Annotated in this window: 19 protein-coding genes, 1 tRNA gene and 1 CRISPR repeat array; of the genes, 8 read left to right on the top strand and 12 right to left on the bottom strand. The window is 39.9% G+C overall.

The window, feature by feature from the left end; genetic code table 11:
- On the bottom strand, nt 1-2,602 hold a 2,602-nt coding region (locus tag RMZ42_RS03990; protein ID WP_322670188.1), incomplete at its 3' end, for a caspase family protein.
- A 73-nt stretch (nt 2,603-2,675) separates the two neighbouring features.
- Here RMZ42_RS03990 and RMZ42_RS03995 point away from each other — a divergent pair.
- Both RMZ42_RS03995 and RMZ42_RS04000 read left to right on the top strand, forming a co-directional pair.
- Nucleotides 2,676-3,155 carry a hypothetical protein gene (locus RMZ42_RS03995; protein ID WP_322670189.1) on the top strand — a complete coding sequence of 160 codons (480 nt, stop codon included), beginning with the start codon at nt 2,676-2,678 and terminating at the stop codon, nt 3,153-3,155.
- A gap of 318 nt (nt 3,156-3,473) precedes the next feature.
- Nucleotides 3,474-4,898 (top strand): hypothetical protein, encoded by a 1,425-nt coding sequence (locus RMZ42_RS04000; protein WP_322670190.1) that lies wholly within the window; start codon nt 3,474-3,476, stop codon nt 4,896-4,898.
- Between the two features lie 478 nt (nt 4,899-5,376).
- Here the strand turns inward: RMZ42_RS04000 and RMZ42_RS04005 are convergent, their stop codons facing one another.
- The 5 genes from RMZ42_RS04005 to RMZ42_RS34640 form a co-directional block, all read right to left on the bottom strand.
- Nucleotides 5,377-5,952 carry a hypothetical protein gene (locus RMZ42_RS04005; protein WP_322670191.1) on the bottom strand — a complete coding sequence of 192 codons (576 nt, stop codon included), beginning with the start codon at nt 5,950-5,952 and terminating at the stop codon, nt 5,377-5,379.
- Between the two features lie 30 nt (nt 5,953-5,982).
- Nucleotides 5,983-6,474: a dCTP deaminase domain-containing protein gene (locus RMZ42_RS04010; RefSeq protein WP_322670192.1), complete on the bottom strand. Its 492-nt coding sequence runs from the start codon at nt 6,472-6,474 to the stop codon at nt 5,983-5,985.
- Entirely contained in the window at nt 6,471-7,514 is a 1,044-nt protein-coding gene (locus tag RMZ42_RS04015) for an adenylosuccinate synthetase (RefSeq protein ID WP_322670193.1), read from the bottom strand. Before RMZ42_RS04015 ends, RMZ42_RS04010 begins: the two co-directional genes overlap by 4 nt.
- 2 nt (nt 7,515-7,516) lie before the next feature.
- Nucleotides 7,517-9,604, bottom strand: a complete 2,088-nt coding sequence (locus tag RMZ42_RS04020; RefSeq protein ID WP_322670194.1) for a ribonuclease H-like domain-containing protein — start codon at nt 9,602-9,604, stop codon at nt 7,517-7,519.
- Nucleotides 9,605-9,887: 283 nt separating this feature from the next.
- A complete protein-coding gene (locus tag RMZ42_RS34640; RefSeq protein ID WP_416211786.1) occupies nt 9,888-10,121 on the bottom strand; it encodes a hypothetical protein in 234 nt (77 codons plus the stop codon).
- A gap of 219 nt (nt 10,122-10,340) precedes the next feature.
- Here RMZ42_RS34640 and RMZ42_RS04030 point away from each other — a divergent pair, with 219 nt between their 5' ends.
- Nucleotides 10,341-10,655 (top strand): hypothetical protein, encoded by a 315-nt coding sequence (locus RMZ42_RS04030; protein ID WP_322670365.1) that lies wholly within the window; start codon nt 10,341-10,343, stop codon nt 10,653-10,655.
- Between the two features lie 142 nt (nt 10,656-10,797).
- The gene (locus RMZ42_RS04035) at nt 10,798-12,648 is read left to right on the top strand and encodes a GmrSD restriction endonuclease domain-containing protein (RefSeq protein ID WP_322670196.1); all 1,851 of its coding nucleotides are present in this window, start codon (nt 10,798-10,800) and stop codon (nt 12,646-12,648) included.
- Between the two features lie 89 nt (nt 12,649-12,737).
- Here the strand turns inward: RMZ42_RS04035 and RMZ42_RS04040 are convergent, their stop codons facing one another.
- Together RMZ42_RS04040 and RMZ42_RS04045 are read right to left on the bottom strand one after the other, a co-directional pair.
- Entirely contained in the window at nt 12,738-12,956 is a 219-nt protein-coding gene (locus RMZ42_RS04040; protein WP_322670197.1) for a hypothetical protein, read from the bottom strand.
- A 213-nt stretch (nt 12,957-13,169) separates the two neighbouring features.
- Nucleotides 13,170-13,370, bottom strand: coding sequence for a ribbon-helix-helix domain-containing protein (locus RMZ42_RS04045; protein WP_084227262.1), 201 nt, complete (start codon nt 13,368-13,370; stop codon nt 13,170-13,172).
- A 216-nt stretch (nt 13,371-13,586) separates the two neighbouring features.
- Here RMZ42_RS04045 and cas12k point away from each other — a divergent pair, with 216 nt between their 5' ends.
- Complete coding sequence (gene cas12k, locus RMZ42_RS04050) at nt 13,587-15,620, top strand: type V CRISPR-associated protein Cas12k (protein ID WP_322670198.1); 2,034 nt, start codon at nt 13,587-13,589, stop codon at nt 15,618-15,620.
- A 674-nt stretch (nt 15,621-16,294) separates the two neighbouring features.
- Nucleotides 16,295-16,769: a CRISPR direct-repeat array (repeat unit 37 nt; unit sequence GTTTCCACAGCCCTCCCGTTAGGTGGTGGGTTGAAAG).
- Between the two features lie 427 nt (nt 16,770-17,196).
- On the opposite strand, the gene RMZ42_RS04055 is transcribed toward cas12k, so the two are convergent.
- The 3 genes from RMZ42_RS04055 to RMZ42_RS04065 form a co-directional block, all read right to left on the bottom strand.
- A tRNA-Ala gene (locus RMZ42_RS04055) sits at nt 17,197-17,269 on the bottom strand.
- A 65-nt stretch (nt 17,270-17,334) separates the two neighbouring features.
- Entirely contained in the window at nt 17,335-18,063 is a 729-nt protein-coding gene (locus tag RMZ42_RS04060) for an HAD family phosphatase (protein WP_322670199.1), read from the bottom strand.
- Nucleotides 18,060-18,947, bottom strand: coding sequence for a class I SAM-dependent methyltransferase (locus RMZ42_RS04065; protein ID WP_322670200.1), 888 nt, complete (start codon nt 18,945-18,947; stop codon nt 18,060-18,062). The genes RMZ42_RS04060 and RMZ42_RS04065 overlap by 4 nt, the downstream gene beginning before the upstream one ends.
- A 318-nt stretch (nt 18,948-19,265) precedes the next feature.
- On the opposite strand from RMZ42_RS04065, the gene RMZ42_RS04070 reads away from it, so the two are divergent.
- The 3 genes from RMZ42_RS04070 to RMZ42_RS04080 all read left to right on the top strand — a co-directional run bounded on the left by RMZ42_RS04070 (nt 19,266) and on the right by RMZ42_RS04080 (nt 22,481).
- Nucleotides 19,266-20,447 carry an RtcB family protein gene (locus tag RMZ42_RS04070; protein WP_322670201.1) on the top strand — a complete coding sequence of 394 codons (1,182 nt, stop codon included), beginning with the start codon at nt 19,266-19,268 and terminating at the stop codon, nt 20,445-20,447.
- 217 nt (nt 20,448-20,664) lie between these two features.
- The gene (locus RMZ42_RS04075; protein WP_322670202.1) at nt 20,665-21,561 is read left to right on the top strand and encodes an AraC family transcriptional regulator; all 897 of its coding nucleotides are present in this window, start codon (nt 20,665-20,667) and stop codon (nt 21,559-21,561) included.
- Nucleotides 21,562-21,668: 107 nt separating this feature from the next.
- Entirely contained in the window at nt 21,669-22,481 is an 813-nt protein-coding gene (locus RMZ42_RS04080; RefSeq protein ID WP_322670203.1) for a class I SAM-dependent methyltransferase, read from the top strand.
- A gap of 8 nt (nt 22,482-22,489) precedes the next feature.
- Here RMZ42_RS04080 and RMZ42_RS04085 read toward each other — a convergent pair whose 3' ends face one another.
- The gene (locus RMZ42_RS04085; protein WP_322670204.1) at nt 22,490-23,392 is read right to left on the bottom strand and encodes an Rpn family recombination-promoting nuclease/putative transposase; all 903 of its coding nucleotides are present in this window, start codon (nt 23,390-23,392) and stop codon (nt 22,490-22,492) included.
- Nucleotides 23,393-23,483 lie beyond the last annotated feature (91 nt).

The raw sequence follows: 23,483 nt of genomic DNA on the forward strand, positions 1-23,483 counted from the left end.
GCGTCTTGTCTTCACTGCCACTGACAATATACTTGCCATCGGGACTGAACGCCAGTGCCCTGACAGGTGCTGTATGACCGGAGAAAACATTGCGCTCATGAACAGCTTCTATTGCTTCTGACAAACTAGATTGAACTTCACTCAAAACTTCCTTGAGTTGTGACTGACTTTCACCAGTTGCCCCAATTGCTGAAATTAATTGCTCTACATTTGTTTGTATTGGCAGCACATACTTAATAGTTGCAGCTTTTTCGCGCAAACTGGCGATGGTTGCCTGTTTGCGAGACTCAAATCCAAAAATTGTCGAAACAACTGCTCCTATAGCCACTACCCCCACAAAAGAAGCAACAGCCCCAAACCTTAGCCATTTACTTATGTTACGTTGCTGAATACTTTTCTGGACAAATTCCGATGCTAAATGCGACAGCAAACCGAGATCCCCATACTCTTGCAAGTAATTCTCTGCCTCTGCCAATTTTGACCCTGTAAACAGGTAATCTTTCGACTTGCTTTTACTTTCCCACTCCTCTGATGCTGCCTCAATCTTGCGCTCAATGCGAATGGCGGCTCGGTTTTCACTCACCCAAGAACGCAATTTTGGCCAATGGCGAATCAGTGCTTCATGGGCTACATCCACCACAGTCACCGTCTTTTCACTCTCCCCCCGTGCTTGCAGTTCAGATGTCACCACTAATCTGGCATCTGTCAACTTCATTAGCACTTGTTCCACCACTTCTGCCGATTGCTGGGAGTTGACTAAATCTGTTTTAAACACCTGTCTGCGGGTGTCTTCTGTTCCTTCTCCCAACTGGGTTAACTCTATGAATATCCGTTTAGCAGTCAGTTGTTCTTCTTTCGAGTCGAGAGCATCATAAACTTCATCCGCCCGTTTTTGTAGCGTGCCTTTGACTCCACCAAGTCTGCTATATTCTGCCAGAGTTAAGCGATTCACCTCTCGCTTACGCCACAATTCCGTTAGGGTATATTGCAACAAAGGTAAACTACCAGGGCCTTCGACATCGGCTAGCATTTGTTCTACTAGTTCCCGTTGCACTTCTAACCCGACTTGATAAGCAGGTTGGGTAATGGCTTCTGTCAACTCCTTTTTATTCATTGGGGTGACAGTAATCAGATTCTCTTGAATTTTCTGTGCTAATCCGGCATATTCTTGTTCCGCACATTTCCCAAAGAAATCTGCCCGCATCGTCATTACCACCGTCAACAGAGAATTATTTAATGCCCCTAACAAACACTCAAAAAACTCCTGTCGCTCGCCTTCATCTTGACAGAGAGTAAAAACTTCTTCAAATTGGTCGATGACGAGAATGAGACGATGGTAAACTGGGGTTTGTAAGGATAAAGTGTTTGCATCAGGCTCTAGCTCATGCAGTACTTCTACTGATTGTAATGTGGCTTGGACTAATTCAGTTAATCCGATCGCACCTTTGTTGAGTAATTCTTCTGTCTTTTCTAATTCAAATTTCGGTTTATCTGTCTGTGTTTGGGCATCCTGAACCTGGCGGGGAGTTATGTGATGCCCAAATACTCTAGCTAAACTCTTGAGGGGATGCTCTCCGGGGCGAAAAATCTTGATTACCCATTGGTCACTTCCTCCCAATCTTTTGCCTAACTTCAGTTGATACAGTAAACCTGCCTTGACTACACTAGACTTACCACTTCCAGAAGCCCCGACAACCGCCAAAAAATTCCCTTGCCTGATATTCTCCAAAAGCGAATCAGTTAAAGCGGTGCGTCCGTAGAAATATTTGGGGTCTGATTCGTTAAATTCAAAAGCTGCTAAACCCTTGTAAGGACACAACTCTGCCATTAAAACAGCACGGTCAATTTTTTCTTTTTGTCCCGTAAGGATAATTTCTCCGCCAGTGTTGTGAAAAATGGGACGCTGACGGGCGGTTTTTAGCTGCTGCTTGATTAAGTCAACCAGGGAGTAGTTTGTCACCCAGCCTTCAGCATGACTTTCAGGTTTAAGTGCTTCTACTAATGCGCCACTCAAAATCCCATGATTGCCACTCAACTCTTCGTATGCGACTTCAAATCCACGAGAAGCGGCAATTAAACATCTATCCTTAGTCTCAAAACTCCCAGGATCGGCATCATCGAAATTGAATAACTCACCGCTATAACAACAATCTAACCAAACAATTTGCTGACGAACCGGGGAAGATTGTAAAAGTTTGCGTAACCAGTCTAGAGAAAGTCCCCACTGTCCAATCACAGGACAAGTATCGCTGGCAGCTAAAAAGCCTTCTGTGACTCCACCGATATCTTTGCGTAAACCATGACCCGCAAAAAAGAGCAAGGCTGTATCAGGAATGCTGCGTCCAGGGGGGTTGAAAAGTTGGACAATAGCTGTTTCTAACTCTTTGAGGGTTAGCTGCTGCTGAGGATCGACAAAGCAAGACCCATCCAGATTATAAGCTGCTGGTAAACGCTCGACATGGAATTTGCCATAAGTTTCGAGGATTTGGGCTATGGCTTCTGCATCAGTTGCTGGTGCTTTGAGATGCGGTGGGCGATCGCTAGATTTTTCTATCAAGGTAGGATAGCGATTAATGCCGATCACCAGTGCTTCTCTTTCCATAGCCGCCAATGATATTTAAGTATCAGGTAAACTTAGTTAATCATGTAACCAAAAAATCTGAGTAATTTTCCTCATGGAAACCACCAATCTTAACAATACTTTATTAGCTCTGTTACTAGCCTTGAAAGATTCAGAAATTCCTCTGAGTGATACGGAACAATCCGACTTATCCCAAGCTGCTGAACAACTTTCCGCTAACCCAAAAGCTTGGGAGATACTCATCGAACCCCGTTTGTTGGTGATGATTCAAGCTAACGAACCTTTAAATCAACGGTTTCAAGCCGCTAAATCTCAATTAGATAATTTAGGTGATACAATCCCTCTCAATTTACTACCTAGCGAGGCTGAATTAGAACAAGCTGTACCAAAGCAGAAACCTCAACCTACAACCCGCGCTATTCCACAAGTAAGCTCTTCAGACTTGAGAAGCAATGAAATTACCAATATGGCTATCAAGGTTTTGGCAACTCCTAACCCTTCTGAAACTGCCAAAAAATTAAGCAGCTTTGAGCAATTCCAACAATTTTTAAACCAAAATCTTGCACAAAAATAACGTTATTCTTATTCATCTATGATTTGCCTTAACCGTAGTGCTTGACTTCATTTTCCCTAACCCCTACCTGAAAAAGGCGGGGTTAGTTCATACCTTACCTTGCATAATTATCAATAGACTATTAGACTAATGGCAAAACCTATGAGGATAGGATAAAACTATCACTCATACTCGGTTTAAATGGACTTGAGCTATCAGACAATAAATTTATTGATTTGCTGACCAAGTGACAATATAATAGCCTTTCCCCTTAAGGATAAAAATTTTATTTATCTGTGTTTACCATCCAGAATCAAAAATCTAAAATGATTTCCTTGAATGACTGACCTCATATATCCCACTATCGACCTCTTTCTCTATGACTTGAAATATAGTTTAGGCGATACTCCAGAAGAGATTAAGCTGAATCAACAATCTTTTTACAATAAAATTCCTGAACATATTCGTCCATTATTGTTAGAAAATGGGCAAGATTTGCAAGGCGAATACGTTCATCTCCTCAAAGATGTATATGCACAGACAAAACATGATAATGAACAATATGAAGGCTATTTCTATCCTGTTCTCCTCGGTGATAGTTATGGCTTACTTGTAGAGTGTGCTTTCAAAAATAAAACTAATGCTCAACCTGCTAAATGCTTTACATATATAAAAGTTGAAATTGAGCGAATATTGAAGGGTGAAATAGCTACTATTGGGCAAACCTGGATGCTCTCTGGCTGGCTACCTCCCTCTCAGTCCAAAAGCCAGGAAGAGATTGCTCAAGCTTGCTATCAGGCATTAATGCCCGGTTTAGATTGGGAAGGAGATTTACAAGGTCAAGGACACTTTCTGGGAGCTAATATTTTTGAACTCACCCAAAATAATCAGCATTTTATTATAGTAATATATCCTGACGAAGCTACTTCAAACCAATCTGGCAAATTTTATTCTGACTGGATGCGTTTATTTTATTATCGACACAAAATAGTTTGGGCTTATAGTCAAAGTCGGCTATTAAAAAATTCTTTACAAACTTATTTTAGTAAAATTAAAGTTGGAAGTGATGCTATTGAACAAGCTAGAAATAAGGGAAGTGAGTTAAATACATTGTATAAAACATTAGTCGATGTGCAAAACACACTCAATGAGTATACAAGAGAGTTAACTATACTTGATTTTCAGGGTGGTACAATTGATATTAATTTAAGTAATTATGAAAAACGTCTAGGTAGAATTAAACAAAAGTCTAACAAAATTCAATCAAATCAAGAAACAGAAGTTAAGTTTTTAACAGAGTTTAGTAAATTAGTTAAAGATAAATATCGGCTACAAATAACTAAAGACTCAGAAAACCTGGAGCGAGGTTTAAAATTACTATCAGATACCATTAATGCCGTTCGTAGCCGAGTTGAAGTAGAAAAAGCTGAACGCGATCGCAATTTTCAAACTTTCGTTAGCCTCTTAGCTGCGGGATGGACTTTTGGCTCCTTTATTGCTGCTTTGCCAGGACTAGATAAAGAAAATGATAACCCTGTAAGGTCTACCCTGATCAAATCATTCAAGGTCAAAGTCAACCCAGAACAGGCAACAAGTACACCACAAATAAAAACTACGCAACCACTAACAAGTACACAACAGACAACCCCAAAGGAACCTTGGTGGCTAATCCCAGCTACTAAGGGAATATACACTTTTAGCGGATTTATTATCGCTATTTTAGTGCTTTTGCTTTGGCGGCGTTTATGGAGGCGATACCGTTAAAGCATTAACAGGCTGTGTCTACGTACTTTAACTTCACTCACAAAATCGCTACAATAGTTAACTTTGCTCTCACGAACAGAACCATCGCCAGAAATTGCGATCGCCACCAGTTGGGTTTGTTAACAAAATGTACTAACTGTGAGACACCATTTCCAATTCCTGCAAATTGGCTGTATGGTGAATGCTTTCATTGTTCCCTGCCTTTTACAAAGATGGCAAAGCGTCAAAAATCTCGCTAAGAATTGCCATCGACCCTTTTATGCAATATCAACTAAAGAGCGATCGTTCGCTAGGAAAAGTTTCGGTTTAATCCTCCACCGTCTCACCACCAGTTGGAAGCTTTAGCTAAGGTTGTGGGGGTTGATGCCGATAGATTAACGCAAATGTTACCATCTGCTAGGGTGGGTATGCAGCATGTACCCATTCGGTTATGTGGGGCTTGTTATGCGGCAACGCCTTGTCACTATGAAATCAGATGTTATGGCGTTGCTGTTGAGGAAACTTTGGGTGTTGCTGGTTTCTGTACTGTTCCCCGTTTAGAATTCTCCAGTTCATCTATTCTCTTATTGAGTTCCTGAATTTGTTTTTCTAAAGATTGAATTCTTTGCGTATGATCAAAGTTTTTTTCGCGTGTATTATTAAGGTAATCAGATGTACTTAGAAAAAGACCAACTAATCCCCAAGAAGAAACTACTATAGCGATAATTGATAAGACTACTACTACAACACTTCCTAACGCAAACTTTTGTTGACTTTGAGTGAGTTTCTTATCAGTTTCATCTGCAAACTGAGTAATTCTCCCGACAGCATTTTCCGCAGACTGAGCAGCATCTGTGGCAGACCGAGCAGCATTGTCGGCAGAAAGTTTAGCATTCCGAATCTCATTAGGAATGGAACTGCGAATACTACGGCTAGAATCTGCTTTGATAAGGTAGGCGTGTACATCAGAAGGTGGATTCCTAAATTCTTTGTATTCCCCTTTACGATCAATTACAACTGCTTGTCCACTCGATTGCTTCCAGTTTTGGTAACTACTTAATTTTGTGAATTCCATCCAAATCAGACCGTCGCCACCTTTGAACTCTTATTCATTAGTAGTTAGGTTATGCAAGGGTAGAGAAAGCCTGCCAACAAAGCCTGGATCAACTAGGGGGCCAGTTCCTAGTAATAAACCTCTATAAACATTTTTTATCTTTAAATTGAATCGTAACGCAATATAGTCGGGAAGACGGAACATAGGTTCCAGCGTGACAAATGCTATAGAGTTTGGCCTCAGGAAAAACTGATCGCCCTCTTTTATATTTTGAACTACTTTTTGTCCTTCCTCATCCCAATATACGCATTCGCCAAGTACCTTCACTTCATATGATGCTGACTTAAGATTTTCTGGGTCAAATGGATATATCATGCCTGTAGCGGCAACGTAATCATAAATATGAGCCGAATTCAAAAGGGCAGGTTCTATATCATCAAATGGATCGAGTGAGCGATAAATTTTAAAGCGATCTTCTGCTTCTGCTTCAGTTTGAGCAAATGGATTATTGTTTTGTAAGTTGGTTTGGGAAGGATTAGTCATACTAAATTTATCTGAGTTGCAGCTTGCTCTCGTGTCAACAATGAAGATGGCCCAAATCCGCAATAATCTATAGGTGAGCCAATGAATGATTCGACTTCTTCAACAAAGCTAAGTGCTTTTGCCGATAGTGCATTTAAAGTACAGCATGATTTATCTATATAGTCCAAATGATTCAAGATAATATGTGTAGGTCGATTCACCATAATTGCTTGACGTACGACATCAGGATGGAAGCGTGCAACTCGCCTAATCGATTTTGTGACTGATGTATGCTCAAGAATAGGCACGGAGCTTCCTGATTCACTAGACACAGCTTGCCAATCAATTTCATAAGGCAATGGCCCTGAATTTCCACTCACACGGATAGGAAATGCACGCAATACCAGTACAATCTGATCTACATCCAATGGGCTAAGACCTGCCTCAGAAACAAAAGCTGCCGCTGTCGTATCACGACTGGTTACATAAGGATATTCAGCAGAATGAAGTAGGGATAAACCAAATCCTTGTGTACCTTCGATAATTATTCTATGTTTAGCTTGTAACTGGTTTCGCATAAAAGGCACTACAGGTTTGACAAATTCACGCAGGTGTTCATTGTTCTTAGCCAAACAAACCGAGAAATCGCGGTCAATTCGTCTGCGTACTGCCGCACCTGTTCCACTTAAGGTTGAACCTATAGATTGACGCAAAGAACTTGTTTGTTCTTCAATTTGCTCGTGTTCTGTAACGATCATTGCATTAGGATCTATCAAAAGCCGCTCACTAGGCAATCCTGTGCAGGCAATTTCGCTAAGTAAAATATCTGGTTTTATATAACTTCCTGCACCTATTACGCAGGTAACGTTTGGAAGAATTGCCGCAGTAGGTAATTGCTGAAGAATTATCGCTGTACCAGATGGATCGATCACCGTATGCCCAGAGTTGCTTCCCCCAACACGGACTGCTACACTTGCTCCTGTTTCTTGCGTAAGGAAATGAGCAACCTTCCCCTTCCCCTCAGAGCCAAACTGACCACCAACTACTACTGTTACAGGCATTTTTAAAGATTCTTTGCGTTTTTCTTATACTCTACAGCTTGAGCAAGCAGTAACAAAAAAGATTCTAGACTATTGACATTAACAACCGAAAGGTCTGCTAAAGAAGCCAATTTAGCGACATCTACTTCAGCTAAATGAGAATCAGCAATAACAAATTCTTCATAATTACCTCCCCTGGAGATATATCGCGCCATACGAAGTTCTGGCGGGCAGTTAATATGAATATGCAGGAAAGATGGGCCAAACGTTTCCACCCAAAAAGCACGATCATCTGGGTAACGCAATCCATCAATAACAATGTCACCCTGATTGGGAAGTTTTTCAAGAAGCTTTTTACATAGCCAATGTTGCCCTGGATTTTTATTAACTTCTTCCCCTACTTGCTGTAGAGTTTCACGGCGAGGTTTTATGCCGCGCTCATGCAAAATATCTGCTAACACGAGGCTGTATCGAGTGTAGTGAAAGCCGAGTGATTTAAAAAATTCTCCCCCAGTTGTTTTTCCAGCAGCAATTGGGCCACTTAATCCAATAACTATTCTGTTTTTCCAATGACTTTGAATGGAATTAACATCAGGAATAATTAAGTATTCTTCTTCACTATTTCCTAATGCTTCAAATTTTCCATGCCAGAAGAAAACACCAACAATAGCTGAAGTAATTGCATCTAGTTCATCATGGCTTATTGGTTGCTCAGTATACTCTCCTCTAACACCAAATTCACTAAGCCCAATTTTAAGAAGTTCAATACTAGCTTTCTTCCTTGGAATATTCATGATATCTTGTGCTGCGCCTGGATAACTTTCAATCACAGCTATCCCTTTCTCTCTAAAATATTTAGCAAGCCTAATACCACGAGCAGTCAAATTTTGCATACTTCTAATTAAAGATGGATAAACATTTATCCCACGCTTCTTTAATATTCTTTCGCAAGATCGAGTAATACCGTAAAGCTGCCGTCCAGGATCGCTATCCTCAACGCTAACTCTTCCTATAGGTAAAGACAATGGTGAATCAATAGAGACTAGAGTAGGCTGAACATCCAGCGTTGCATTAATGATATCATAATCAGTATTTAATCTTTTAGTAATTACATAATCTCCTTCTAATACGCTCCATCCAGACGCTCGTTTCTCTGAACCGGAAAGGTCAATACCAACAACTTTTAAATTAGATAAATCTTTGATATCGGCAATATCTTTTAGTGATATGCTTGAGCATTGTTTTTCTTTAGGCGCAGGTATACATATTCCCTCTTGATTTGATTTGGATTTACCTTCATTCCACTGTAATGGACTTGGATTCGCCGCAAAATGATGAATGGATGCACTAATATTTAGAGGGATTTGATGTTTTTGTATAAGCCGAGCCATGACAGCATCAAATATTGATTTCATACCTTCTATATCCGCATGATTGTAAGAAATCAACAGTTTAAGGGAGTCAGAATCACCTCGACAGTATTTGTACCAAAGTAAAGGAGCAGAATCACCTTTTATTTCCACCAAATTAGAAGGTCTTTTTACTCCTAAAATTTTTTCAATTTTTTTTTGTCCTCCTGCTAGTCCAACCCGTTTTGCTAAGAAACGTAGATCAATGTGAGTTTTAGGAAATTTCAAATCATGAAATTCTTTGCAAATAAAAGGAATGTCAAAAAGCGAACCATTAAAAGTAACAATAACTTTTGCTTGTGTTAATGCTTGTCTGAAAGAATAATCATCCTCTCCTCGTATATATACTTTGTACTTTGAATCCATACTCCATCCTACTAGTGTAATATTGTTATAATATCTACTTAAACCAGTAGTTTCGATGTCTAAAAATATTGTTTTTTTAGGAAAGGTAAGCGCAATTCGATAGTATTCTGATCTGGGTAAATTTTCAGCAAAAAAATCAGCATTTTCGTATTCTATAGCTTTGCGTGAAGCTTGAATAAAATTGTTTCTACTATTATCTGTATTAATATCAAATATCGATAACTGAGTTGCTTGTTTTAATTCCCAGTCGTCCCAAGATACAATACCTGAACGCCAAAGTTCATTTTCTGTCTTAGCTCCAATTCCTTTTAAATGTTGAAAAGTTGATAAAAGCATTGTATTTGCATCTCTTTTCAAGTAGTGTTGGTATTTATATCGTGTTAGTAATTGTATCCTCTAGTGTTTATTAACCCAAGTTGCCAGTTAATCTTGTGAGTAATAGCTACGGCAACCAAAGCAGTCCAGCAGTTGCTAGATGCACACCTCAAGGACTACCCTAGATCACAAATCATACAACAAGCAGTTTTATTAATAACGATCGCACTGCTTTTCTACATACATCGTGGCTCATAATATCTTTAAATATAGTCACGAATCGTGAGTAAACGTGTTACTCAGATCAAGCAAGGTCATAGACATCATTCGCCCAAGGGCTGAATATAGAATCGACGCGCTCAGTGAAAAGCCCTTGGAGCCGATGGAATACTGTAAAAGATGGGTTGATATGTCCCCCGATGACCGGGGGTACAGAAAAGCCTGCATAGCCGCTCTCGCCGAAGCAACTGGGCTGAGTCCAAGGACTATAGGTAATTGGGGTTCCAACTTCGAGAAGCGCCCCAATTATGTGACGCATATCTTACGCATGGCTGATATGCTCAACCAAATCAAAAAAATAGTCCTACCCCCTGACTTTCCTCAACAATAATTTACTCGTGAATCGTGACTAAAATACTTGTGCTAAGAGCAGATATTTCTTAAGTTGAGGTCAGCAAGTATGGGTTTTGGGTGCAGTAGCTAGGTGTCTTCACAATTCCCTGCTGCTGTAACCCTTACTAACTCACGAACGCTCAAGATGCAAACTGGGAGGCAATCCCACCAAAATAAACATCAAATTGATATCCTCTGTCAGTTGCCCCTAGAACCGATGGAATATTGTCGTCGTTGGGTTACTCACGAACCAGGACGTAATTATCGCAAAGCTTGCATTAATGCGATCGCAGAAGTTACAGGTACTAGCCCAAAAACTGTTAAAGATTGGGGGACAGACTTTGATCGACGGCCTAGATACGTTACCCGAATATTACGGCAAGCTGATTTAATCAATCAATTTAAGCAGCTAGTAGTAAGGGGAATTGTTGTCTTACCTCCAGACTTTCCTCAAGATTAAGCATAAGCGATCGCTACTCACGACCAACTGCCCCAAAAACCCCTTGCTGTTACCCCAAAGAGAATCTTAGGCTGACGTACAGAAGTATTAGCTGTAAAGAGTAGCCGCATTTTTCTTGATGACAAAAATGGCAGAACATCAAATGAACTCAATCTCTACCTTTGACATCACTAAATATTTTCTCCTTGATGTCATGAAAGACATTAAAACTGGACGTATCCAACTTCCAGATTTTCAACGAGATTGGGTTTGGGACGATATCCATGTGCGTCGTCTGCTTGCCAGCATATCTCTGGCTTACCCAATTGGCGCAGTAATGATGCTTCAGCAAGGTAATCAAAGCCGACAATTCAAACCCCGCCCGGTTGATGGGGTATTAAAACCAGAAAACTATGTTCCAAACCTACTAATCCTTGACGGGCAGCAACGCTTGACAACTCTGTTTATGGTACTGCTATCTCAACTACCTGTAACCATAAAAGACCAAAAAAGCCAAAAAAGTATTAAAAAGTGGTACTACCTGGATATCAAAAAATGCCTTGACCCAGAATGCGATCGCATTAAGGCAATCGTTGCCTTACCTGAATCCAAAATTATCCGAATTTTCTCAGGTAACTTAATTGATTGTTCTACTGCTGAAAAAGAATATGAGGCGTTCTTGTTTCCTTTATCCAAGGTTTTCTCTTTTCCTGAATGGCGTAGCAAATTCTCTAGGTATTGGCGATACAATCCTCAAAAACTAGAACTAATTGATACTTTAGAACTAGAAATTGTGAAGAAATTTGAGCATTATCAAATACCTGTAATCCAATTACGTGACTCCTTACCAAAAGAAGGCGTTTGCCAAGTATTTGAGGATACAAATACTTCTGGCTGTGACCTCAATTACTTCGACTTAATGAGTTCCAGCTATTGCACTGCTGACTTCAGTCTGAGAGATGATTGGAAGCAGCGAAAAAACCGCTTTCAATCATTAAAAGTGTTGCGAAAGCTACGAAGCACTGATTTTGTACAAGCAGTTACTTTGGTAGCTGGCTACGCAAAGAGGATAGAAGCTTTAAAGCAAGGGTGGAATGTCGATAAATTACCAGGTGTTGCTTGTGGTCGTGCTGAAGTACTAAAACTCACCAAAGAAGAATATCAAAAATGGGCTGACCCAATTACCAGAGGTTTTGAAGAGTCTGCTCGTTTCCTTTATAGTCAAAAAATTTTTGATGCAGATGATTTAGCTTACCCCATTCAATTACTCATTCTCAGTACAATTTTTACTGTTCTTGGAGAACGTTCCCGCTCTTTTCAGGTACGTTCTATGCTGGAACGTTGGTTATGGTGTGGGATGTTTGGTGAAATATATACACGCTGGTACGAGGCAAGAGCCGGTAGAGACGTTATAGAAGTAGTAAATTGGTTAGCAGGTGGTTCACTTCCATTCACCATTGTCCAAGCGGATTTCTCCTTTGATAGGCTGATTAGCGTTAGAAAACGTTACGGTGCAGTGTATCAGGGTTTGGCAGCTTTATTACGACGCGAGGGGGCAATTGATTGGTGTACTGGGGAACAAATCAATGATGTAATTTATTTTGAAGAACAGATAGATTCGCACCACATCTTTCCAGTGGCATGGTGTCGCAAGCAGAGCATCGATCCTAAAAAGTATAACTGCTTGATTAACCGCACGCCTTTAAGTGCCAAAACGAACAAGAAGATTGGTTGTAAAGCACCTTCCGTTTATTTAAAGGAATTTGAACTTTCTGGGACATCAACAAAAAGGCTGGATGAAATGTTGCGATCGCACGCTATATCTCCAAAAAGCTTACAGCGAGATGACTTTGAAGCATTTTTCCAGATGCGGGCAAATAATTTGCTGGCTCTAATTGGAAAGGCAATGGGCAAAAGTTTGAGTTTTGAATCCTTAAAGGATTTTGTTGGAGAGCATCATAACGACAATACCAATGAGTATAAGCTTCATCCCGAAATCATAAATAATTATTGAGCGATCACCGCCAAAATTGTTACTTCCCTCAACAGTATAAGTATTTTGACAGCAAACTAAATCGATAGCAAATGCGTCCCTCAATCCTTCTAGTGCTGTTTTTCAGAGGACTCTTTCTTTTTCAACCAGTCCCTAATCGCCTCCTCCAAGGCTGCTGTCTGTGTGACTTCCAGACGAGCGCAGGCGATTTCAAAAGCAATTTTTAAATCTTTAGGAATTCTTCCCCTAACTTCTCTAGTTTCTTCTACTATCTCCACATAATGCCTGGGTTCGGGCTTAATTTTGGCACAGCCTTTTGACAAAATCACACTTGCGCTTTTTGTGTAGCCTTCAAAAGACCTCCCCTAATTAACTTTGCCAGACGTTCGTCAAGCCCATTTGACACTTCACTTTGCGTTGAAGTTTTTACATCTTGCAAAGAACCAATAACATATCATGCACAAGGATTTTGCTCATGTAGTGGCTGAGGATATATCGTGTATCAGGAATTTACAAATTGTCCTATCTGCAACATCTAGATATTATTGCGGCGGATTTTGCTTCTTTTCCCGCTCTTCAACCGCCTTACTGACAAGCCGCACAACAAGATTACTGATGGGACGGTCTTCTTCCTCAGCCCATCTCACCAAAGCCTCGTGGATATCTTTGGGGAAATATATGGAAGTTTGTACGCGATCGCTCTGACTCATCAACACTACAAAGATTTGTTGCCAGTTCATCATACTCCCGTAACCTTGGAACAAGGCTCAATAATGTTTAACAATGTGTGGCAATGTTTTTATGGTAGATTAAAACCATTACTGAACAAGTGCGACAATGCCGAGGTTTTTGGATGGCGAGCGGGTCAAGTGGCGATCGTTATCTGGCGAATACGAATAAGTAGTTAGTTCTAAATTACACAAACAAAAAATTATTGATTTGGTGGAGATGTTGTCACCATGAGTAGTGATCGTAAGAGTAAATCCACGGTTCCAGTTCATAGAACCATACGATGTCATCTAGATGCTAGTGAAGATATACTTCGCAAAGTATGGGAAGAAATGACTCAAAAAAATACTCCTCTTATTCTTCAATTGTTAAAGAGTGTAAGCGAACAACCAGAATTTGAAGCTAATAAAGAAAAGGGAGAAATAACTAAGAAAGAAATCGTAGAATTACGTAAAGCTTTGACAAAAAATCCTGAATTTGAAGAACAATCAGGTCGTCTTCGCTCATCAGCAGAGTCTTTTGTAAAAGAAGTCTATTCTTCATGGCTTACTTTATACCAGAAACGAAAAAGGCAGAAAGAGGGTAAAGAATACTTTCTCGAAAATATACTCAAAAGTGATGTTGAACTTATAGGTGAAAGTAACTGTGATTTAGAGACAATACGTTCTAAAGCGCAAGAAGTACTTACTCAACCAGAAAAATTTCTAAAACAACTTACTATTAATGATGAGGATGTAAAGCCAACGAAGTCAGCTAGAAAAAGAGTTAACAGAAATAGTAACAATAAAATTACCACTGTAAAACAAAGTGAAGATTCTAGTTATCTAAACAATGTAGATAAAGGTAGCTTAGAAACATTAACTAATATTTTATATAGAATCCATAAACAAACACAGGATATTTTAACGCGGTGTGCAGTAGCTTACCTGATAAAAAATCATAATAAAATTAGTGATTTAGAGGAAGATATTCAAAAACTAAAAAAGCGTCGTAATGACAAAAAATTCGAGATAAAACGTCTAGAGAAGCAAATTCAAGGTAATCGATTACCTAGTGGTAGAGATATAACAGGAGAAAGATATAGTGAAGCATTTGACAACTTAATGAATCAAGTACCTAAAGATAATAAAGAGTGGGAAGATTGGATAGCTAATTTATCGAGGAAAATATCACATTTACCATACCCTATAGATTACTTGTACGGTGATCCAACTTGGTATAAAAACAATAGTGGTGATATTATTATTTACTTTAATGGTTGGAGTGAATATCACTTTAAAATTTGTTGTAATAAACGCCAACGTCATTTTTTTGAACGTTTTCTAGAAGACTACAAAGCTTTTAAAGAAAGCGAGAAAGGTGAAGAAAAACTTTCAGGAAGTTTAATTACACTACGTTCTGCACAGTTGCTATGGCAACAAGGTGAAGGCAAGGGTGAGCCGTGGAAAGTTCATAAATTAGCTCTGCATTGTACCTATGACGCTCGTTTATGGACAGCAGAGGGTACTGAAGAAGTGAGAAAAGAAAAGACTGACAAGGCGCAAAAACGAGTAAGTAAAGCTGAAGAAAATGAAAAGCTAGACAACATTCAACAACTGAATAAAGATAAATCTTCATTATCTCGACTTAATAATTCATTCAACCGTCCTGGTAAACTAATTTATCAAGGTCAATCTAATATAATTGTTGGTATCAGTTTTCATCCTATTGAGTTAGCGACGGTTGCCATAGTTGATATAAATACTAAAAAAGTACTCGCTTGTAATACAGTCAAACAGTTACTAGGCAATGCTTTTCACCTGTTAAGCCGCAGACGGCGGCAACAAGTACATTTAAGTAAAGAGAGAAAAAAAGCTCAAAAAAAAGATTCACCATGTAATACAAGCGAATCGAAACTAGGTGAATACATTGACAAATTACTAGCAAATAGAATAGTAGAAATCGCTAAGTCTTATCAGGCAGGTTGTATTATACTACCTAGATTAAAAGATATGAAGGAAATTCGTACCAGCGCAATTCAAGCTAAAGCTGAGACTAAAATTCCAGGTGATGTAAATGCTCAAAAATTATACGTAAAAGAATATAACCGTCAGATACACAATTGGAGTTATAACAGACTTCAAGAATCCATAAACTCGAAAGCTGCTGAATTGAAAATTAGTATCGAATTTGGTATCCAACCACATTATGGTACTCTGGAAGAACAAGCGAGAGATTTAGCATTTTACGCTTACCAATGCCGAATTAATACTTTTGGTAGATAAAATTTCTACCCAAAGAATGTAATCTTATTGAAATTAAATCGGTGCCGTCATATATGCTCTTTTGAGCCTTAACTGTATGATGCTACAGTATTAACTCCTTTGTGTAGATACTGTGGAATGGGTTAGTTTAACGCTTGGAAAAGCGTATTCTTTCTGACCCTGGTAGCTGCCAACTCTACCTGTGCGATCATCTAAGCGTTTGTTAGTGGTAATTGCTTGGGTAAGGTAATACTGCTGTTAGATGAGAAAGTACTCGCACCGAGACGCATGGGAAGTATAAGGTGTTAGGGTTCCAAACAACCCAGAACCTTTGCTCTTGACATCAAACTCTTTTAGCTTGGTGTTAGGTGCCAGAGCGGCCTGTACTACTGAAATCTTAGATTTTGGTTTTACGAGGAGTGTCATTACCTCTTACTTTACAACAAAGTAAGGGTACGGGTATACCGTCACGGTGGCTACCGAACTACCACCCCCTAATTTTTATTTTTGGCAGATCAAAGCGGGGGCAAAATCCCTGGGGTTCTGCCAAATGTCTAAAACTCTTGTCTGCACTGGGTATTACTGTTTTAGTCATGAATAAAATTTTATTCATTGGCCGTAGAAAATAGGAATTAAAGAAGGCTTGCCAAATTTGCCTTCAAAAGCCATTGTTGGCAAGAGTTTTCATGGGTGCGGTTTCCACAGCCCTCCCGTTAGGTGGTGGGTTGAAAGAGCGTTTCTGCTTGACCCATGCCTCAATCTCAGGTTTCCACAGCCCTCCCGTTAGGTGGTGGGTTGAAAGATGGCTTGATTTTCTGGATATCCAGAATTTACGCTAGGTAGGTTTCCACAGCCCTCCCGTTAGGTGGTGGGTTGAAAGTTAAAATCTGTAAATTATACAGTTGCAAGCGTTCAAAGTTTCCACAGCCCTCCCGTTAGGTGGTGGGTTGAAAGTGGTAGACATTGCACGGGACAAACAGATATCAAGCGTTTCCACAGCCCTCCCGTTAGGTGGTGGGTTGAAAGACTACAAGCATACTACTAAAATCTAGAGAATTGGTGTTTCCACAGCCCTCCCGTTAGGTGGTGGGTTGAAAGTGCAAAAATTACCGATACTGGAGACGGTCTACTTTGTTTCCACAGTCCTCCCGTTAGGTGGTGGGTTGAAAATTCTTATGATTGAAGACACCACTTTAGCGATATAATTTTCTATTAGGGTGGTTTGAAAGGAGTGCTGCGATCGCACATAAAACGCAGCTATTTTATAGTAATGGAGCCTCTGCTTGGGTGAAAACAGCAAAAGAAGAGGTTATACATTTTTGTAACTAGACTGCAAATAAAGTGCTTTAAAGCTATTCTTGCAATTTAAGAGCCTTGGGCTTGCTGTAATAAATTAAATTAGAAAACATATATTTAGCCGAGTTTTACAGGCTGATTTTGGACAATAATTCTTTAAAACTGGTTTCAACTCTGGACAATAATTCTTTAAAACTGATTGAATTGCTGAAAGCCTCGAAAATACGTAACTTATGCCCCTAAACTTGGAAAAAATGGACATTAATTCTTTAAAACTGACAATAATTATTTAATGTACAAATGGAGAATAACGGATTCGAACCGATGGCCTCTGCGGTGCGATCGCAGCACTCTACCAACTGAGCTAATTCCCCTTAGTCGGTGTCAAGTCAAGAGTAATATTACTCATTAACTCAATACACCATCACCATATAGTATTCTAACATTCAGTTATCGATGGTTGAGGCTCTTTTTGGGAATAAGCCTTCTGCACCCGTTCGAGTTCCAAATCACTGAGATAATCAACAGTCCAATTACAGCAGCGCTGGAGCATGTGGAATGGGTAAGTATTCGCTACACCTACAACTTGCATTTGCGCTCGCTTCGCTGCTGCAATCCCGGCTGGTGTATCTTCAATCGCCAGACACTCGTGTGGTTGAAGATTCAATTCGGGATATTCTTGATTCAGACGTTTCACGGCCAGTAAATAACCATCGGGTTCTGGTTTACTGTTGGTGATGTCATCACCCGCAACGATAATTTTAAAATGTTGGGCTAGTTTGGCGCGATTGAGTACCAGTTCTATTTCTTTGCGAATCGCGCCACTGACTAACCCTAATTTCAGATTCCGCGATCGCACCTGAAATATTAAATCTTCTACACCTGGATATAAAGGCAGTTTCTCTATTTTCTCTAATTCCACCACATAGGCTTCTGCTTTGCGGTACAACAACTGAGTTAAATACTTTTCATCGCCTACTCTACCACGATTAGCAAGTAGTTGCCCAAAACAAGCGCGATCTGTGCGTCCAAGAGAAGCTTGACGCTCACTCACCTTTTGGGGTTGGAGATTTTCTTGAATGAGAATTTCATCGATCAGTTGCAGGTGGATTGGCTCATCGTTGATAATGACACCATTAAAATCAAAGAGAACTGCCTTTAAACTCATGCCGTTATGCCAAATGCTGGAGAACCAAGTCCCTCCAAATCATTATTATCTACTGATGTGGGAGTATAATGACGAACATTTTCAGTTGCGATCGGTTTTATGCCGCTAGTTACCTGATTTATCCACCATACATCTTGCGATCGCACCGCTTCAAATCCGGCTGCACCCATATTCGCTTCTGTACTACTAGCAGCATACTCACGAATATATGGCTCCTCAAAAACGTCATTGAGCCATTCTAACTGACGCAGAGTCTTCTGATTTCCATCTAGAATTAATACTTGTCCTCCAGTTACCAGCAACCGGAAGCTTTCTCGTAAAATTGCTAGAGACACCGCATCTGGTGTTTCGTGGAATAGCAAAGAAGCTGTTACTAAGTCAAATGTTGCATCCCTCAAACCAGTTTTTTCAGCATTTCCGTGTCGCCAGACTATCTCCAAGCCAGCATTTCTAGCTTTATCTTCCGCCCTTACCAGCATATAAGGTGATAAATCCAAACCAATTACTTCCGCTTCGGGGAAAGCCTGCTTTAACATTAAAGTAGTGGAACCAGTACCGCAACCTAAATCGAGTATGCGTCGTGGTTTTACCTGGACGGCATCAACTAAAGCTTGACGGACAATACCTTCATTAGGCGGTAGAACGTATTGAGTAACCGGATCGTAAGTAACTGCTGCATCGTAAGTGAGATATCCGCCAGTAATACCGTGAAAGTTTTGACTGCTGTAGTACGACGGAATTATGACATCATCTCGTCGATAGCGATCGCACTCTTTCTCCCAGTCAATACTATCAGCGTAACGCCGTAACCCATCTTCATCAATCAAAAGACGCACTACAGGGGATAAAAAACGTTCCCAGATTGTATCTTGACGCACTGCCATATTGTGTCGGAACTTTAAGGAATTATTTAAACACAGTGATTTTCTTTACAAATTTTAATACATTGGGAAAACATTTGCTTTCTCCCTGTGGTGATAGATTGACGATTGTAATCTTTTTTATTACATTTATAATACAAAACGTAACTCCTAAAAGTAAGTTCTTCAGCTTCACGAAAATTCAGGGAGCCAAATGAAAGACAATACAACATATAAATTGCTACAACTAACAAGGTAATGGGTTATATGTCATACCGATAAGTGTCACTGCCCTATACCAAATCCAAAATCTAAAATTTAAAATCCAAAATAGAAAAAATTATGCCCTACGAAAAATTAGAAATTACCACACCAGCACCCGTCTTATCTTGGGCAAATCACTCTTTGGGCCCAGAAGAAACCAAGATGGCCAAGAATGTGGCATCATTACCATTTGTATTTAAGCACGTGGCATTAATGCCAGACGTTCACTTAGGAAAAGGTGCTTTAGTGGGTTCTGTAATTGCAACCAAAGAGGCAATTATTCCAGCTGCTGTCGGTGTGGATATTGGTTGCGGTATGAGCGCGATCAAAACAGCATTTACCGCCGAACAACTAGAAGGTAAACTAAAGAAAATCCGCCTGGATATTGAAGCAGCAATTCCGACTGGATTCAACGAAAATAAAGACGTTGAAAAATCTGTTAGCAATTGGCAACACTGGGATGATTTTAAAGACTTGCATCGCGGCGTGCAAGACCTACAAGGTAAAGCGATGAAACAGATGGGTTCTCTGGGTGGAGGAAATCACTTTATTGAAGTGTGCCTTGATACAGAGAATCAAGTTTGGCTGATGCTGCATTCTGGTTCGCGTAACATTGGCAATAAACTCGCCCAGTGTCATATTCACACAGCCAGAGAATTAGCAAAAATGGCAGGTAATAAATTGCCTGATCCCGATTTGGCTCACTTTGTCGCTGGAACGCCAGAATTTAAAGCATACTGGCACGATTTGCAATGGTCACAAAACTATGCGCGTGTCAACCGCGATGTGATGATGGCGCGTTTTAAGCATATTGTCGAGAAGCATTTAGCAGGTGGGAAAGCAACTAAACCTTTATTGCAGGTTAATTGTCATCATAATTACGCCGAAAAAGAAGTGCATTTTGACGAGGATGTATACGTTACTCGTAAGGGTGCAGTCCGCGCCCAGACTGAAGATTATGGGATTATTCCTGGTTCGATGGGGGCAAAGTCTTTCATTGTTAAGGGTAAAGGTAATGCCCACAGCTTCTGTTCTTGCTCTCACGGTGCAGGGCGTTTGATGTCTAGAAATAAGGCAAAAAATGTCTATACACTTGATGATTTAATAGAGCAAACAAATGGCGTAGAATGCCGCAAAGATGAGGGTGTGTTAGATGAGATTCCTGGTGCTTATAAGCCGATAGAGCAAGTTATGGCAAATCAAGCGGATTTGGTTGAGGTTGTAGCGACTCTCAAGCAAGTTCTTTGTGTGAAGGGATAAGTTTGTCGGGTGGGTAATGCCCACCTTTTTTATTTTTTTAAACGCAAAGGGACGCTGAGGTAAGCGCAGAGGTACGCTGAGGAAGAAATGATTGTTTTAAGTGCGACTGAACAAATAGAGCTATCAGAGAGGGCTAGCGAAAATAAATTAATAGTGTAATTTTGTCACGCATTAGATTACCATCTTTTTTGTAGTAGCTCATAAGTGAGTAGGCAACATGAAATCTGAACAACTCTCAGCCATTCATGTGGCAAGCGGAAATCTTGTGCCGATGAGCAGCAAACCTCCTATTTTATCAAGCACTAATGGCTGGAACGGGATTGTGCTTGAACAGCATTATTTACCCGCATTTGAATGTCCAGAGCTTTGTTTACAGCAGCACAGCATTAATATTTGGCTTGGTAATTCATGTCAAATAGACTGGCGGCTAGCAGGTGGAAGGTTACATAGTACGCAGATGAGGAGAGGTTTGGTTAATGTCACTCCAAAGGGGATTCCGACTCAAGCACGTTGGCACCAGGAAATAAAATTTCTCCTAATTTCTTTTGATTCCAGTCTATTTAAGAGAATAGCAGATGAGCTGATTGTTGAGAGCTATCGCACTATTGAAATTATCCCACAGCGCGGAGTCTGCGATCGCCAAATTCTTCATCTGGGAATGGCACTCAAAGCAGAGCTTGAAGCCGGATGTCCATCTGGTAAACTATATGGTGAATCAGTTGCTACTGCTCTAGCAGCCCATCTCCTCAAGACTTATTCTGGAACACAGCAACTAATTGCATTTGAGGTTAATCTTTCCAAGCGTCAATTACGGGAGGTAATTGATTATATTTATGACAACATAGCACTAGAATTAACGCTGGTAGAATTGGCTAGTCTAGTGAATATGAATTCTTATTCATTCTGTCGTTGGTTTAAACGTTTAATGGGTCTTTCTCCACATCAATACGTTATTCAATGCCGGATTGAGCGAGCTAAATTCTTACTCACTTATACTCAATTATCTCTTCTCGAAATTGCACTTCAAGTTGGCTGTTCTAGCCAAAGTAACTTTACCACCCTTTTTCGGAAGCATATAGGAATCACACCCAAAGCATATAGAGAAATGATATAAATTTTAGGATTTTGCAAGATTTAAACATTTTGAAAGCAAGTTTTCAGAAGACAGAAGTTTCACTCACAATTTATTCTCATAATTGTCCAGTTAAAATTGAGAATATCATGCAAAATAGCCAATACGAACAACAGTATAAGAAAAGAGTAATTGATTTCTTCGATAGCAGAACTAGCTATGACAACGATTATACAATTCATCGTGCTCTGCCTCTACTAGATTTAGTTCAACTGCAAAAGGGACAAAAAGTATTGGATATGGCAACTGGCACAGGTATCATTGCCATTGCTATTTCACAAATTATTGGTTCCGAAGGAAAAGTCACTGGAGTAGATTTTTCTTCAGTGATGCTAGCTCAAGCACAACAGAAAATTGATGAATTAGGTTTACAAAATATCGAGCTTATTGAAGCCGACGCTGAGTATATCAACTTCAATGATGAGAGTTTCGATGTTATTTTTTGCTCTACAGCAATAGTTTATTTTAAAGATATTCCTGCTGCTCTACGTAAATGGTATCGTTTTCTAAAGCCAGGGGGAACTGTGGGTTTTTCTTGTTGCTCTGAGGAATCTTGTGGAGCGCCACTTATAATCGAAATCTGTGACAAACATGGCATTTCGCTGACAAGCATCAATGAGCCAACAGGTACACCCGAAAAATGCCATCATCTGCTTGCAGAAGCTGGTTTTCAAAATATTGAAGTGAAGACCCAACAACTAGGTTTCTACCGCAATTTAGAGCAAGCTAAAGAATGGAATGGTGGATGGTTTCATCCTAGAGAAAACCCCTTGTTACAGGTTTCATCAGAGCAAATGGCACAATTAAAAGCAGAATATAGTCAAAAAACTGAAGCAGAAGCAACTGAACAAGGAGCTTGGTACGAAAATTTGACTTTTTTTGTAACTGGTAAAAAGCTTTAAAGCAAACTCTAACTTTCTATTGTATTAAGCCAATTCATCAAATCAGCCTCACTGGCGAAATCTAGTAATACTTCACCCAAGTTTTCTAATTGAGCTAAGGACAACTCTTGCAACCGAGATTGTAACTGAGAATTAATTGAACCAAGCCGACGAGTTAATAGACGCATCACTAGCCTTAGTTCTGATTGTCTTCCTTGTTCAATACCTTGTTCAATACCTTGTTCAATACCTTGTTCAATACCTTGTTCAATGCCTCGTTGTCTCCCTTCTTGAAGTCCTTCTTCGAGAATTTCTTGATAAATGGCAGATTCTCTCATATCTTCTCTCCTCAAAAACTGACGAATTAGTTCTGGCTCGAATACCAACCCTGCTAGAAGTTGGGTACATACCGAGATACTCTGTTTGGTGGCTTCTTCTTCAATCATACTCACCTGAACTGCTACCTGTTGAAGTAGACTTTGAGGAGAATCCGTTCGCGCCAAAGTTGCCAGAGGTAATAAACCAGGAGATAACAATAAAGGTTCTGGTTCTTGTTCCCAAATTCGGATGACGCGGTAACGGTGGCTAGTATTGTGGGCAGTAAATTGATCTACAAAGACAGCTTCTGAAGTTGTCGGTTTAAGAAAAATCACTATCTGCTCGATATCGCAATTGTATTGTCGATATAGCCGCACCCAATAGTCCAACATCCGCAGTGGTAAGGGTGGAGTGGATGCTGGTAAGGTTTGAAACTCTAAATGCAGTATTTGATTGGCAGTTTGCAAAAAGGTTACAGAATCGGCACGGATTGGTTCTTGATTTAATTCTGTTTTGAGAATCTGGATATCCGTTGCTTCAGATGCGAGTAAGTAGCGGATAAAATCTTCTGGATACTCCTCAACTAGATATTTTAGGGTGTTGTCGTATGTCACTTTGATATCACTTTGAACATGAACTCATGTAGAGACGTGATATCGCCACATAGTTTGTCCATAAAAAATTTAAATTTAGGTATTGTTTATT

This window comes from Nostoc sp. DedQUE05, from assembly GCF_034530955.1.
Taxonomy (GTDB): domain Bacteria; phylum Cyanobacteriota; class Cyanobacteriia; order Cyanobacteriales; family Nostocaceae; genus Nostoc.

What these genes read in the sequence shown, in the direction of transcription:
- RMZ42_RS03995 (WP_322670189.1), top strand. Translation starts at nt 2,676, where the DNA reads ATGGAAACCACCAATCTTAACAATACTTTATTAGCTCTGTTACTAGCC.
- RMZ42_RS04000 (WP_322670190.1), top strand. Translation starts at nt 3,474, where the DNA reads ATGACTGACCTCATATATCCCACTATCGACCTCTTTCTCTATGACTTG.
- RMZ42_RS04005 (WP_322670191.1), bottom strand. Translation starts at nt 5,952, where the DNA reads ATGGAATTCACAAAATTAAGTAGTTACCAAAACTGGAAGCAATCGAGT.
- RMZ42_RS04010 (WP_322670192.1), bottom strand. Translation starts at nt 6,474, where the DNA reads ATGACTAATCCTTCCCAAACCAACTTACAAAACAATAATCCATTTGCT.
- RMZ42_RS04015 (WP_322670193.1), bottom strand. Translation starts at nt 7,514, where the DNA reads ATGCCTGTAACAGTAGTAGTTGGTGGTCAGTTTGGCTCTGAGGGGAAG.
- RMZ42_RS04020 (WP_322670194.1), bottom strand. Translation starts at nt 9,604, where the DNA reads ATGCTTTTATCAACTTTTCAACATTTAAAAGGAATTGGAGCTAAGACA.
- RMZ42_RS34640 (WP_416211786.1), bottom strand. Translation starts at nt 10,121, where the DNA reads ATGCGTCACATAATTGGGGCGCTTCTCGAAGTTGGAACCCCAATTACC.
- RMZ42_RS04030 (WP_322670365.1), top strand. Translation starts at nt 10,341, where the DNA reads ATGCAAACTGGGAGGCAATCCCACCAAAATAAACATCAAATTGATATC.
- RMZ42_RS04035 (WP_322670196.1), top strand. Translation starts at nt 10,798, where the DNA reads ATGAACTCAATCTCTACCTTTGACATCACTAAATATTTTCTCCTTGAT.
- RMZ42_RS04045 (WP_084227262.1), bottom strand. Translation starts at nt 13,370, where the DNA reads ATGATGAACTGGCAACAAATCTTTGTAGTGTTGATGAGTCAGAGCGAT.
- cas12k (WP_322670198.1), top strand. Translation starts at nt 13,587, where the DNA reads ATGAGTAGTGATCGTAAGAGTAAATCCACGGTTCCAGTTCATAGAACC.
- RMZ42_RS04060 (WP_322670199.1), bottom strand. Translation starts at nt 18,063, where the DNA reads ATGAGTTTAAAGGCAGTTCTCTTTGATTTTAATGGTGTCATTATCAAC.
- RMZ42_RS04065 (WP_322670200.1), bottom strand. Translation starts at nt 18,947, where the DNA reads ATGGCAGTGCGTCAAGATACAATCTGGGAACGTTTTTTATCCCCTGTA.
- RMZ42_RS04070 (WP_322670201.1), top strand. Translation starts at nt 19,266, where the DNA reads ATGCCCTACGAAAAATTAGAAATTACCACACCAGCACCCGTCTTATCT.
- RMZ42_RS04075 (WP_322670202.1), top strand. Translation starts at nt 20,665, where the DNA reads ATGAAATCTGAACAACTCTCAGCCATTCATGTGGCAAGCGGAAATCTT.
- RMZ42_RS04080 (WP_322670203.1), top strand. Translation starts at nt 21,669, where the DNA reads ATGCAAAATAGCCAATACGAACAACAGTATAAGAAAAGAGTAATTGAT.